Genomic DNA, 13,148 nt, shown 5'->3' on the forward strand with positions numbered 1-13,148 from the left:
GCGCGTACTGCGAACCCGCGATTCCAAGTCCGCGGTGGTGCAACCTTTTCAAGTTACTCACACCGAAAAGATCTATTCGTCCTGCGAAGTCGACCATGGCGAGCTCTTCTTCGGTGACGGCGTCTCCGGTGCTCATTGTCTGAATAAGCCAGTGCGGCCGTGCGTGTGTCGCACGGCTGCACCGACCCGGGGGTTAGCGGACGTCGAGGTAGATGCTTTTGAGTTGTTGGTAGCTGGCGAGGCCTTCGGGTCCGAGTTCGCGGCCGAGGCCGCTGTTCTTGATGCCGCCGAAGGGGGCGGTGGGGTCGTTGGTGTAGCCGTTGATGCCGACGGTTCCACTGGCGACGTGGCGGGCGAATTCGGTGCCGCGTTCGGGGTCGGCGGTCCAGATGGAGCCGCCGAGGCCGTAGTCGGAGTGGTTGGCGATGGCGATCGCTTCGGCTTCGTCGGTGTAGGGGATGACGGACAGAACGGGTCCGAAGATCTCCTCCTGCGCGATGGTGTGGCCGGTCTGCACGTCGGCGAAGACGGTGGGTTCGACGAACCACCCGTGTGTGGCGTCGGCGGGCCTGCCGCCGCCCGCGGTGACCCGTCCGCCGTCGGAGCGGCCCTTCTCGATGTAGCCCTCGACGCGGTCGCGTTGCCGCGACGACACCAGCGGTCCCATCTGGGTGGTGTCGGCAAGGGGGTCGCCGACGGACAGTCCCTTGGCGAGGTCGGTGATGGTGTCGACGATCTCGGCGTACCGGGAGCGGGGTGCGAGGACGCGGGTGCCGAGCCAGCAGATCTGCCCGTTGTTGAGTAGTGTTGCGGCGTAGAAGGATTCGAGGTTCGCGGCGAGGTCGGCGTCGTCGAGGATGACGGCGGCGGATTTGCCGCCGAGTTCGAGGGTGACGGGGCGGAGCAGTTCGCCGCAGGTGCGGCCGATGGCTCGGCCGGCGGCGGTGGAGCCGGTGAAGGACACCTTGTCGATGCCGGGGTGGGCGACGAGGTAGGCGCCGAGTTCTCGGCCGCCGGGCACGATATTGAGTACCCCGGCGGGAAGTCCGGCGGCGATGGCGGCCTCGGCCATCAGGAACGCGTCGAGGACGGTCTCGGGGGAGGGTTTGAGGACGACGGTGCATCCGGCGGCGAGGGCGGGGGCGAGTTTGAGGAACGTGATGGCCTGCGGCACGTTCCAGGGGACGATGGCGCCGACGACGCCGATCGGAGAGCGGGTGACGAGGGTGGACCCGCCGAGCATGCCGGGCCGGATCTCGTCTTCCTGCTTCGCGGCCATCTCACCGTAGTAGCGCAGCAGGACCGGCGGGAAGCCGCCCTCGAACTGCCGGGCGAGGGTGATGGGCATGCCGTTCTGGCTGCTCACCCGGGTCGCGGTGTCTTCGGCGCGGGATTCGAGTTCGTCGGCGAAGCGCCCGAGAACCTCGGCGCGCTGGGCCGCGGTCCGGGACCCCCAGTCGGTGAGAGCGGTGCGGGCGGCCTCGACGGCGTCGTCGATGTCGGTGTCGGTGCCCTCCGGCACGGAGCCGATCTGCTGCTCGGTGGTCGGGGAGATGACCGAAATGGTGGCATCGCCGGACGGCCGTGCCCATCCGCCGCGGATGTAGAGATCGGGGTAGTCGATCGTCATCGGGTGTCCTTCGTCAGTGAGGGTCGGAGTGGGTGGTCAGTGGTGCACGAGGACGGGTTTGAGGACCTCGCCGCGGTGCTGGGCGTCGATCGCGTCGTTGATCTTCGCGAAGGGGAAGGTGGTGACGAGTCTGTCGACGGGGAATTTGCCGGCCTTGTACAGGTCGACCAGTTCGGGGATGAAGTCGTCGGGGACGCTGTCGCCCTCGATGATCCCGGTGATGGTCAGCCCCATGGCGAGGGAGTTGATGATGTTGAGCGGCACCGACGACTCCGGGTCGGCGGGCACGCCGATGAGACCGATCTTGCCGTGGAAGGTCATGGCGCCGACGAGGGATTCGATCACGGCGGGGATGCCGGAGGTGTCGATGGCGTAGTCCACCCCGGCGGGGATGATGGCCCGGACCTGCTCGGCGACCGGGCCGGCGGTGGGGTCGACCACGTGGGTGGCGCCGAGTTCGAGGGCGAGCTCACGCCTCGACTGGTGCGGTTCGACGGCGATGATCGTGGCGCAGCCGCGGACGACGGCGCCCATCACGGCGGCCAGACCGACGGATCCGGCACCGGCGACGAGCACGGCCGATCCGGGTCGGCAGTTCAGTGAGCGCATCACCGCACCTGCGCCGGTTTGAATCCCACAACCCAGGGGTGCGAGGAATTTGGCGGGGACGTCGCCCGGGACCTTCACGACGTTGCGTTCGAACGCGATGCTGTGGGTGGCGAAGGAGGACTGCCCGAAGAACAGACCGGTCAGAGACTCACCGTCGGTGGTGGTGATCGGGCCGGTGCCGTCGTCGCGGACGCCGTCGTAGGCGAGGTGCATGAACTGGTGGCAGTACGAGGGCGCCCCGGTGGTGCAGGACGGACAGGTACCGCAGCTGTTGAAGGTGATGGCGACCCGATCACCGGGGGCGACCTTGGTGACGCCGTCGCCGACTTGCTTGACGATGCCGCATCCTTCGTGTCCGAGGACGGCGGGCAGCGCGGTCGGCAGGGCCCCGTCGCGGGCGGCGAGGTCGGTGTGGCAGATACCGACCGCCTCGATCTCCACGAGTACTTCACCGGCGCGGGGGCCTTCGATAGTGATCGACTCCAGGGTGAACTCGGTGCCCGGTTCTCTCGCGACTGCTGCGAATGCTTCCATCATCATTACTCCATGTCTTGAAGGCCGGCGAGTGAGACCGGCCGAAATCGAAATGCTCAGAGAACGGCTTCCCGTAACGAAATAACGGGGTCGGCGAGCGCGGCGGGGTCGATCTTGGTGCGGTTGCTGATGAATTTCTTGCCCGCCATGAATTCGGCTGCAGCATTGACGGTCTCGACGGCGACCGGAATGCCGTCGGTGTTCAGATGGAAGAGGGCGAAGGAAGACTCGGAGGGGTTGCCGCGCAGGACAGCTCTCGTGTCGGGGCCGACCATCCCGGCCATCTTCATTTTCAGGTCGAACTGGTCGGACCAGAACCACGGTACCTCGTGCGGAGGAAGTGGCGCTTCCATGATGACCGCCGCCGCCTGCTTCGCCTGTTCGACTGCGCTGGGGATGCTTTCGAGCCGCACCATCTTGCCGAGTGTGTCGTGCAGTCGGTAGGTCACGTCCCCGATCGCAAGGACGTCCGGGTCGCTGGTGTGTGCCGAACCGTCCACGACGATACCCGCGAGGCATTCGATACCCGATTCCCGGGCCAGCGCGTCGTTCGGGATCGCACCCACACCCACCAGGACCATGTCGCAGGGGATTTCGGTACCATCCCCGAGCGCGACCCCATTAACCCGTCCGTCCGTGCCTGAAATCTCGCGGACCTCGGCGCCTGTGATGATGCGAGTTCCGCGGTCTCGATGAAATGCGGTGAGCACACTGGATAATTCCGGACTGGCGACCCGCGCCAGCACCCTGTCTTCCCGTTCGATCACCGTGACGTCGCATCCGCGCGCCCGGGCCGACGCTGCGACCTCGAGACCCACGTACCCACCGCCGATGATGACGAGTGCCGATCCGGTGTGCACGGCGTCGCGCAGCAGCGTGGCGTCGGCGAGCGTGCGCAGACTGAGCACACCCTCGAGATCGCTCCCCGGCAACGTCAAGGTTCGCGGCGCGGCGCCTGTCGCGAGGACGAGTGTCGTGTACTCGAGGACTGAGCCGGACGCCGTCGTCGCGGTTCGGGCGTCGCGGTCGATCCCCACCACCGGGTCTCCCAGCAGCGTCTCGATCGCGTTGTCGGCGTAGAACGCTTCCGGTCTGAGCCACTGGACGAACTCGTCGTCGGCGTACTTTTTCGACAGTGGTGGGCGGTGATAGGGCGGGTGGGTTTCGTCCCCGCACAGGACGATGCGGCCGTCGAACTTCTGCTGCCGCAGCATGCCGGCGAGTGTGCCGCCGGCATGCCCGGCCCCGACGATCACCACGGTCGGTGTTGGGTGCGACATCACGCTACCTGGTGAACTGGATCTGGACGGGCATGTTCTTGAGTCCGCCGACGAAGTTGGTCTGGATCATCTTGGTGTCGTCCACCAGCTCGAGCGACTCGATGTGGGGGAGCAACTCCTCGAACATGATCTTGAGCTCCAGCTTAGCCAGGTGCTGGCCGATGCACATGTGCGGGCCGTAGCCGAACGCGATGTGCTTGTTGGGCCGACGGGTCGGGTCGAAGCGGTCGGGATCCGGGATGACGTCCGCGTCACGGTTGCCCGACTGGTAGAGAAGCATGAATCGGTCGCCCTTCTTGATGTCGCGACCGCGGAGCGTGTAGTCCTGAGTCGCCTGCCGCATGAAGTGCTTGACCGGCGATGCCCAGCGCAGCGACTCGTTGACGATGTGTGGAGCGAGCGCCAGGTCCGCTTTCGCCTTCGCCAGCAGGTCGGGGTTGCGGCCGAGTTCGAGCATGCCGCCGGCGAGGGTGCTCGACGTGGTGTCGTGTCCCGCGGTGGCGATCGCGATGAAGTAGCCGTACGCCACTTCGTTGGGGTAGTACTCGCCACTCTCGTTGCGCGCCACCGAGATGATCGTCGCGAGGTCGTCACGCGGGTTGGCGCGACGGTCCTCCAGCAGTCGCTCGAAGTAGGCGTAGAAGTCCTGAATTGTGGCCACCCACTGCTTCGCGGCGGCGTCCGGGGTGAGAGGTTCGACATCCTCACGGACGGCGTCGGGATCGGCGGTGCCGAAGAATTCCTGCGTCAGCGCCATCATCCGAGTCTCGTCCGACTCGGGTACCCCGAACAGGCTCATGATGACGTGGAGGGGGTAGTGGAGTGCGAAGTCCTTGACGAAATCGATCCGCCCATCCGTCTCCAGGAGCTTGCCGACGGCTGCCTTGGCCAGGTCGCGGATAACTGTTTCCCACTTGGCGAGGTTGGTCGGCCGGAACCAGTCCAGCGCGATGTCCTTGATCGCGGTGTGCTCCGGAGGGTCGAGGTAGGTGAGGGTCTCGAGGATGCGGAGGCTGCCGTTGTTGATGCTTTTGGTGAACGCGTCGCCGGCCTGGTTCGCCAGGATCGGATTGACGGACCCCTTGTCCTCACCCCCAGCGCTGGTGAAGATGTCGGGCTGGCGCTCGATCTCCATGATGTCGGCGTGCTTGCTCACCAGCCAGATGGGGTCGTAGCCCTCCACCTCGGCGCGGCCGAGGGGATTGTTCTCGCGTAGCCAGCGGTAGGCCTCGAATAGCGCGTCGTTGTCCCGGTGGCCCTCGGGCAAAACGATCTGACGTGCGACGGCGTCCGGGATCAGTTCCGTGGCCTGTTCTGTGGTGCTCATCAATTCCCCTTCGTGGTGCAGTGAGTTCCGGCGCTGTGTGGCGCGGCGCCCTCGCCGACTGGAGTGACTTCAGCCTGTCAGCCACGAGAGTGAGGGGCATCACACCATTGATCGAAAGTTGTCCACCTAACGGGGTATGTGTGCTCGGTCACGCAGTCGGGGGCGGCCTCGTGCGGCGGAACTTCACCCCACCGGAGGGGGGTAATCCGTCGAAGTGGTGATGTGCCGGTTGAGTGACCCGCGACACAATTCTGGTACAGAACGCGGCCGGATCCCCGGAACGGCAACCCCTCGGCGAGATGGACCGCGCAGATGCTCACCGATCAATCCGAAGGAGACCGCCCATGCCCACCGTCGTATACCAGCTACCCGACGGCTCGACGTCGTCCGTCGACGTCCCAGCAGGCCAGAGCGTGATGGACGGGTCGGTGCGTAACAACCTTCCCGGCATCGTCGCCGAATGCGGCGGTAGCTGCTCGTGCGCCACCTGCCACGTATATCTGGACGAGGACTCCGCACCCGCTTTCGACGAGCCGACGTTGGAGGAACAGGATCTCCTCGAGTTCCTTGACGGTGTCCGGCCGTGCTCTCGCCTCGCGTGCCAGCTCGTGCTGACGCCGGACGTGGATACCGTCACGGTAACCGTCCCGTCCTCGGACACCTGACGGCCGGGTCACCGGGTGATGGACTGATACTTGGCGATCAATTCGGCGCGGTTGGTGGCGCCGAGTTTGCGGAGGATGCGTTTCACATGCGACTTGACCGTATCGACCGTGATAACCAATTCGGCAGCGATGGTGGAGTTCGACGCGCCGGTGAGAATCAACCGCACGACGTCCGCCTCGCGTTCGGTCAGCGGGTCGAGCAGTCGCCGCTCGGCATCGTCCTGCCGGGTCCCGGCCGACCCAAGGTCGGGAGAACCTGCGGTCACCGCGTCGAATTCCGTGTTACCGGTCCACCGCTGGGTGCCTTCCCGGAGAAGGACGTCCTGGCGGTCGCGGCGGGATTCGAGCCCGACCCGCTCGAAGCACCCGCCGAGCACCTCGGCGAACACTCCCAGGGCGTGGCGCCTCGCGCCGTCGAGTGATGTACCGACGTGGAGCAGCGCAGCAGCGATTCCACCGACGACGACGGGGACGACGGTGAATCCGTTAACGCCCAGTGCCTCTCGAAGCTCGGCGGAAACGTGGGTGCCGACCGCGACCGTGCTCGTCTCGAGGGCGCGCTCTTCGGGAGAACCTGCCGGGAGGTCGAACTCGGCGGGCAGAGCGGGCGTTGTGCCGGGGTCGGCGCTGAATGAGGCGAGGGGAACGATTCGGTCGCCGTCGAGTCGCGAGATCACAACCTTGTCCGCGGAGCTGAGTTCGGCGACGCGTTCGCACGCTCGCCGCATGAGTTCCGCACTCGAGGCGGCATCGTCGAGTGCGTGCACGGCGCGATCGATACTCCTCGCGATTGCATCGATCTCGGCGGTCCGCGTCGAAGCGAGCGTGTTTCTGCGGTCGAGTAGGTCGACGAGACGCCGGCCGAGTTCGACGGCGTGCTCCGGACTCGCCGTGCGCATTTCGGTGAGGATGTCCGAGATGGCGCGATCGAGTTCGTCGTCCGCAGTGTTCTCGCCGGGTTGTGATGCGGAGCGGGGAACGTCAGCCACCGTTCACCGTCTTGGCATGGGCATTCGTCTTGGCATGGGCACACAGCGCTGCCACCTCGGCTCGCGTCGAGACACCGAGTTTCTTGAAAATCCGCTGGACATGAGACTTGACGGTGCCGTCGGAAATGCACAGCCGCCGAGAGATGGTCCCGTTTGTCGCGCCCGTCGCCATCAGCGTCAACACCTCACGCTCGCGGGCCGTCAGCGTGTGCGCGCGAGGGATGGCGAGTGCTTGCGCATTGACATCCGTACGCGGCCCGCCTGCGGGGGGTTCGCAGGTAGCCAGTTCCGGCATCGTGACGGGTGCCTGCTCGAGATGTCGCAGTGCGCGAGTGAGGCGTTGGATCTCGGCGTCGACGTGCTCGTTGCGCGCAGAGATCTGTTGCCGCAGGTCTGCACGTTCCTTCACCGACGCGCAGACACCTGCCAACGCTCCGACGATATGGACATCGGTGTCGGTCAGGCTGTCGCTCTGGCGGTCCACGTGAATCATTGCCACCGTGCGTGAGTCGACGACGATGGGGACCGCAATGTATCCCGCCGGACGTGACAGGTCGATAAGAGGGCGGTACGTGTGCCGGTAGGTGTCCACGCCGTCTACGGCATACGGCCGACGGCGCCGCACCAGTTCGGCCTCGCGGGGCGCCTCGCGCAGCGAGATCTCCCGGCCGTCGATCGCCGTGACCAGTTCGTGGAAGTCTTCGGTCAGGCTGGGGTTGACCGCTAGCGCAATGGGAGACCAGGTGGAACCGCGAACCACGGAGAACATCGCCTTGCCGTATCCCAGGCTCGTGCACAATTCCTGCGTCACTGTCCGGGCGATGTGGTCGGCGCGGGCATCGATGGCGCGGACCACCTGCTGCAACGCCTCGAACTGCTCGGTATGGACGTGGAGCCGGCGAGCGATGTCGTCCCGGCTCGCAGCGTCGAGTCGTGTCACGAGTTCCGCGAGGCGCACAGCTAGCTCGGCTGACTCGGGGCCTTCCCGCAGTTTCCGGGCCGCGAACGCGCGGATCACTGTCAGATCCGGCTCGCCGTCCGCCAAGCGGACGAGGTTCGGTTCGCTCCCCAGTAGCTCATGCAACTCGGCAACTGCTTGCTGGGCAAGCTCGAACGGACTCGTCGAAATGACCACTCACTACTCCTTGCGCCGCGGCTGCCGCACGGACGGCGACGACGCTGCCGCACGCCCTGTGACACAAAGCACAGTATAGAGCGTTGTCACCTGGGCCTTTCGCCACCGTCGCGAGCCTGCCACCAATGTATATGGTCAGTCCAAATTAGTCACCCTCTTCAGGTAAATCGCATCGGTTCTTGTCTCCAGCGACGACCAAGTACTAGGGTCGAATGGTACGACCAAAATTGAAAGGATCCGTACCATGGGGCAGCCTGTCCGATACGACGTCGACGAGCATGTCGCCGTCCTCACTCTCGACCGGCCCGAGACGCGCAACGCGCTATCCGACGATCTGCTCGACGAGCTGCTGGCCGCGCTCGAGCGCGCCCGTGGGGACGACGACGTCCGGGTGGTCGTCCTGGCCTCGTCGCACGAGAAGATCTTCTCGGCGGGTGGTGACCTGAAGGCGTTCGCGAGCGACACCCCCACGATCGTCAAATACGCCGGACTGGACCGATTTCCGAGGCTCTACCAACTCATCGGCGGCCTCGGGAAACCCGTGATCTGCGCGGCCGGTGGCGACGTCGTGGCGGGCGCGTTCGGGCTCGCTCTGGCCTGCGACTTCGTGCTCGCCAAGGAGTCGGTCACGTTCGGGTGCCCGGAAATCAATGTCGGCGTCTTCCCGTTCATGATCTCCGCCTTGATCTACCGGAATGTAGGGCGGCTCAAGGCGAACGAGCTGATGATGTGTGGCGAGTCGATCACCGCCGCGGAAGCGCTCGAATTGGGGCTCGTCAACCGGGTCATCCCGGACGGTGAATTCGACGCCGCAGTCCAGGAATGGGCGCGCCAGCTCGCGAGCAAGTCGCCGCTTCTCATGCGTCTCGGCAAGGACGCGATCAACAACACCCGCGACATGTCTTTGCCCGACGCCCTCACGGCGCTGCAATCCCAGCTCGCACTCGCGTTCACGACCGAGGACATCGTCGAGGGGGTCACCGCCTTTCGCGAAAAGCGTTCTCCCGTATGGGCCATGCGATGAGAGCGGAACCGGTAGCTGTTTGATCCTTCGGTCTAACCATTATATTGTGAGAGCCAACACGGGGTGTTATTCCCTCTTCACATCTGCGCTCAGAGGAAGGCTTCCCATGGCGTTCGCATCGGTCACCGATCGCTACTCGGATGAACAGATCCGAGAGTTCTATGCCACCGGGCAGTGGCACCGTGACACCTTCTTCGACCTGCTCGAGGCTCAGGTCACCGAACGGGGCGACCGCATCTTCCTCACCGACGACACCAGCGGAGGCATCACCTTTCGGCAACTGCGCGACAAGGCCCTGTGCCTTGCGGTGGGCCTCCGACGTCACGGCGTCACCACCGGCGACCGTGTGTCGGTTCAGGTTCCGAACTGGATCGAGTTCGCTGTCATCTCCGTCGCGTTGTCTCGACTGGGCGCCATCCTCGTGCCAATCATGCCGATCTACCGCCGCGCCGACGTCGAGTACATTTTGAATAATGCCGGGGTCCGGCTGGCGATGACGCCGCAGCATTTCAAGAAGTTCGACTACGCCGGCATGTACACCGAACTCCTGGATGCCGTCGACTCGCTCGAAGACGTCGCCGTCGTCCGCGGTAACGGCGAGTTGCCGAACGGATCAGTGTCGTTCGAGTCGCTGTCGGTGGAGGTGAGCCCGGAGGAGGCGACTGCCGAACTCGGTCCCGGTGTCGGACCCGACGAGCCGTTCGTCATCGTCTACAGCAGTGGCACGACGTCCCGTCCCAAGGGTTGCATCCACACGTTCAATACGATGGCCTGTGGGTCGCGTCTGCTGGCCAAGGGGTTCGCCTACACGCCCGACGACGTGCAGTTCGGGCCCTCGCCGATCACCCATACCACCGGTCTGGTCACGAGCATCATCCTCCCTCTCATGCATGGCGCGGCGTCGCATCTCATCGAGGTGTGGGACCCGGTTCGTGGGATGGAGCAGATCAAGGAACGTGGGTGCACCGTCGCTGTGAGCGCCACGACGTTCCTGCAGATGCTCATGGACGCCTACCACCCGGAAGTCCACGACATCGGCAGTATGCGGCTGTGGGTCGCCGCCGGCTCCCCGATTCCGGGGAGCTTCGTCACCAAGGCCGCCGACCAGTTCCCGAATCTGCGAGTGCTCAGCCTGTACGGCCGCTCCGAGAACGTCACCACCACCATGTGTACCGTCGACGACGACCCCCAGCGGTCGATCACCTCGGACGGCCGTCCGCTGCCGATGCAGTCGGTGAAGATCGTCGACGAACTCGGTGACGAGGTTCCGCGCGGGGAGGAGGGCGACATTGCGTACAAGGGCGCCATGCACATGCTCGCCTACCTGCACAACGACGAGGAGACAGCCAAGCTCTTCACGCCGGACGGCCACTCCCGCTCCGGCGACCTCGGCCGGATGGACGAGGACGGCTATGTACGCGTCACCGGCCGCACCAAGGACATCGTGATCCGCGGTGGAATGAACATCAGTGTCCGACAGGTCGAAGATCTCCTGTCGGCACATCCCGCGGTGCGCGGTGTCGCGGCGGTCGCGATGCCCGACGAACGGCTCGGCGAGGCCGTATGCCTCTACCTCGTTCCCGCACCGGGATACGGTGACATCACTCTGGAGAAGATCAAGACCTACCTGCTCGAGCGGGGAGTGGCCATCCAGAAGGTCCCGGAGCGGCTGGAGATCGTCGAGGCACTGCCGACGACGGCGACGGGCAAGATCCAGAAGCACCTGCTGCGCGCGCAGATCGCGGAGAAGATCGCGGCCGACCGAGAGGCCCGGGCTGTCGTCTGACCGAACGGGAAAGGGGGCGAAGCCGATCGGCTTCGCCCCCTTTCGGCGGTATGAACAGGGTGAGTCAGGTCGCCGCCACCACCACGGTCGCAGACCCGGTGACGACGGGGCCCTTGTCCCCGGACGCAACGAGGTCGAGGGTCGCGAGGAACTCCCCGTCCGTCTCGACGATCGCCGCCACCGTGCCGCCCACGGTCAGAGTGTCGCCGAGGAAGACCGGGGCGACGAACCGCACGCCGAAGGAGCGCACGTGCTCGACGCCGAACGTGTCGGACACCCAGCCTGCCAGGATGCCCGCCTGCATCTGACCCATCGCGATGACACCCGGAAACCCCGACGTGGCCACGAACTCGGGATCGTGATGCAGCGGATTGAAATCGCCTCCAGCGCCGGCAAACCGGACGATGTCCGTCTGGGTCACCGGGCCGACCACTCGGGTGTCGGGGGCGTCGCCGACGCGAACCTTGGCCGGTGTTCTCATCGCTGTTCTCCTCGTTCGATCAGGACCTCTTCGAGCCGCACCACGGGCTCGCCATTGGCGTCGACGTACTCGGTCTCCAAGGTCACGAGGCGCATGGTGCCGCCGCGCTTGCCTTCTCGCTGCACATCGTCGACCACGCGGCGGGTGCCGACCACGTGGTCGCCCGCGGTGAGTGGTCGCAGGTACGTCCACGTGACCGAGCCGACCACCACGCGCTCGAGCGCCAAACCCAGTGCGTCGACGAAGGCGCGCTGGTCGCGCTGGTGTCCGGCGACGACCGTGTGTGTGAGGGTGGCGGGCACATCGCCGAATCCCGCGTCGCGCGCCGCGGGCGGATCCGTGTGGACGGGATCGGTAATGAATGTCGCGCGCGTGAACTCGCGAATCTTGCCGCGTTCGACGTCGTACTCGACGCGGTCGACGACGCCGGCGGGGTGAGGATTTGTCATCGAGCCCTCCTTTTTGGACTGACCTATAGTATCATTGAGCCAGAAATTTTCGAGGAGGGTGTAATGGAGCTCGCTGATTCCCCAGACGAGGCCACATTCCGTGCAGAAGTCCGGGAGTGGGCCGAGACGGCTGTCCCGACCCTGCCATGGCCGGAACCGGTTGATCTGGTCGACAAGGTGCCGTTCTGGCAGCAATGGCAGCGACTGCTCTTCGACGCCGGCTACGGCGGGATGTCGTGGCCGCAGGAATACGGCGGTCAAGCCGCCGACCCGATCCGCAAGGCCATCTTCACCGAAGAAATGGACCGGGTGGGAGCGCCCGAGCGACTCAACACCATCGGCGAGGACTTCGCCGGCCCGACCATCATCGATTTCGGGACGCCCGCCCAGAAGGAACGGTTCCTCCGGCCCATCCTGACCGGCGAGGAAATCTGGTGCCAGCTGTTCTCCGAGCCCGACGCCGGATCGGACCTCGCCTCGCTCCGCACCAAGGCCACGAAGGTGGACGGGGGCTGGAAGGTCAACGGACAGAAGATCTGGACCAGTCGCGCGCACATCGCTGCCCACGCGATCCTGCTGGCCCGCACCGGCGGCGGCCCACGGCACAAGGGCATCACGTTCTTCCTGGTGCCGATGGACAGTGAGGGCATCACGGTGCGGCCGCTCGCGCACATGCTCGGCGAGGCGGAATTCAACGAGGTGTTCCTCGACGACGTGTTCATTCCCGACGACCTCGTGGTCGGGGAGGTGGACGGCGGCTGGAAGGTCGCGATGGGCACCCTCGCCTACGAGCGGGTGGCGATTGCGACGGGCCGCGTCAACACCAAACGGGCCGTCGACGACATCGTCACCGACATCGCGGGAATGACCGACGACGCGGGCCGCCCACTCGGCGAGGATCCGGTGATCCGGCAGAAAGTCGCCGATCTGTACGGTCGAGCCCTCATGCACTACCTCATCGGTCAGCGCGTCATCACACTCGCGGCGAACGACGGCCCACCCGGTCCCGTCACTTCTATCGGCAAGCTGTTCTTCTGCCCCCTCGTCGAGGAACTCGCCGATTTCCGGTTGTCTCTCGAGCCGGCCGGCGGGCAATTCGGCCTAGACGAGGAGTCGCAGCAGGCGTCGCGGTGGCTCCGGCTCGCCTATCAGGCCCGCGGCACCGCCATCGCCGGCGGTTCCACCTTCATCCAGCGCAACATCGTCGCCGAGCGCATGCTCGACATGCCGAGGAGCTGA

At 65.6% G+C, this 13,148-nt stretch carries 12 protein-coding genes; 4 read left to right on the top strand and 8 right to left on the bottom strand.

Annotated features, from left to right (window positions below; genetic code table 11):
- Nucleotides 1-193: 193 nt before the first annotated feature.
- Genes HYG77_RS18125 through HYG77_RS18140 form a run of 4 tightly spaced genes read right to left on the bottom strand, consistent with a single transcriptional unit; the run spans nt 194 to nt 5,380 of the window.
- Nucleotides 194-1,630 carry an aldehyde dehydrogenase gene (locus HYG77_RS18125; protein WP_208960121.1) on the bottom strand — a complete coding sequence of 479 codons (1,437 nt, stop codon included), beginning with the start codon at nt 1,628-1,630 and terminating at the stop codon, nt 194-196.
- Nucleotides 1,631-1,666: 36 nt separating this feature from the next.
- A complete protein-coding gene (locus HYG77_RS18130; RefSeq protein WP_208963439.1) occupies nt 1,667-2,773 on the bottom strand; it encodes an NAD(P)-dependent alcohol dehydrogenase in 1,107 nt (368 codons plus the stop codon).
- A gap of 56 nt (nt 2,774-2,829) precedes the next feature.
- Nucleotides 2,830-4,053, bottom strand: a complete 1,224-nt coding sequence (locus HYG77_RS18135) for an FAD-dependent oxidoreductase (protein WP_208960122.1) — start codon at nt 4,051-4,053, stop codon at nt 2,830-2,832.
- Nucleotides 4,054-4,057: 4 nt separating this feature from the next.
- Nucleotides 4,058-5,380 (bottom strand): cytochrome P450, encoded by a 1,323-nt coding sequence (locus tag HYG77_RS18140; RefSeq protein ID WP_208960123.1) that lies wholly within the window; start codon nt 5,378-5,380, stop codon nt 4,058-4,060.
- A 344-nt stretch (nt 5,381-5,724) separates the two neighbouring features.
- On the opposite strand from HYG77_RS18140, the gene HYG77_RS18145 reads away from it, so the two are divergent.
- On the top strand, nt 5,725-6,045 hold the full coding sequence (locus HYG77_RS18145; protein ID WP_208960124.1) for a 2Fe-2S iron-sulfur cluster-binding protein: 321 nt from the start codon (nt 5,725-5,727) through the stop codon (nt 6,043-6,045).
- Nucleotides 6,046-6,053: 8 nt separating this feature from the next.
- Here HYG77_RS18145 and HYG77_RS18150 read toward each other — a convergent pair whose 3' ends face one another.
- Nucleotides 6,054-6,944 carry a helix-turn-helix transcriptional regulator gene (locus HYG77_RS18150; RefSeq protein ID WP_208963440.1) on the bottom strand — a complete coding sequence of 297 codons (891 nt, stop codon included), beginning with the start codon at nt 6,942-6,944 and terminating at the stop codon, nt 6,054-6,056.
- 82 nt (nt 6,945-7,026) lie between these two features.
- Nucleotides 7,027-8,169, bottom strand: coding sequence for a LuxR C-terminal-related transcriptional regulator (locus HYG77_RS18155; protein ID WP_208960125.1), 1,143 nt, complete (start codon nt 8,167-8,169; stop codon nt 7,027-7,029).
- A gap of 244 nt (nt 8,170-8,413) precedes the next feature.
- On the opposite strand from HYG77_RS18155, the gene HYG77_RS18160 reads away from it, so the two are divergent.
- Nucleotides 8,414-9,193, top strand: a complete 780-nt coding sequence (locus tag HYG77_RS18160; protein ID WP_208960126.1) for an enoyl-CoA hydratase/isomerase family protein — start codon at nt 8,414-8,416, stop codon at nt 9,191-9,193.
- 106 nt (nt 9,194-9,299) lie between these two features.
- Nucleotides 9,300-10,979, top strand: coding sequence for an AMP-binding protein (locus HYG77_RS18165; RefSeq protein WP_208960127.1), 1,680 nt, complete (start codon nt 9,300-9,302; stop codon nt 10,977-10,979).
- A gap of 64 nt (nt 10,980-11,043) precedes the next feature.
- Here the strand turns inward: HYG77_RS18165 and HYG77_RS18170 are convergent, their stop codons facing one another.
- Nucleotides 11,044-11,460, bottom strand: a complete 417-nt coding sequence (locus HYG77_RS18170; RefSeq protein WP_208960128.1) for a MaoC/PaaZ C-terminal domain-containing protein — start codon at nt 11,458-11,460, stop codon at nt 11,044-11,046.
- Nucleotides 11,457-11,909, bottom strand: coding sequence for a MaoC family dehydratase N-terminal domain-containing protein (locus HYG77_RS18175; protein WP_208960129.1), 453 nt, complete (start codon nt 11,907-11,909; stop codon nt 11,457-11,459). The genes HYG77_RS18170 and HYG77_RS18175 overlap by 4 nt, the downstream gene beginning before the upstream one ends.
- Nucleotides 11,910-11,972: 63 nt before the next feature.
- Between HYG77_RS18175 and HYG77_RS18180 the strand changes: the two genes are divergently transcribed.
- Entirely contained in the window at nt 11,973-13,148 is a 1,176-nt protein-coding gene (locus HYG77_RS18180) for an acyl-CoA dehydrogenase family protein (protein WP_208960130.1), read from the top strand.

The organism is Rhodococcus sp. ZPP (assembly GCF_017656075.1).
Taxonomy (GTDB): domain Bacteria; phylum Actinomycetota; class Actinomycetes; order Mycobacteriales; family Mycobacteriaceae; genus Rhodococcus_F; species Rhodococcus_F oxybenzonivorans.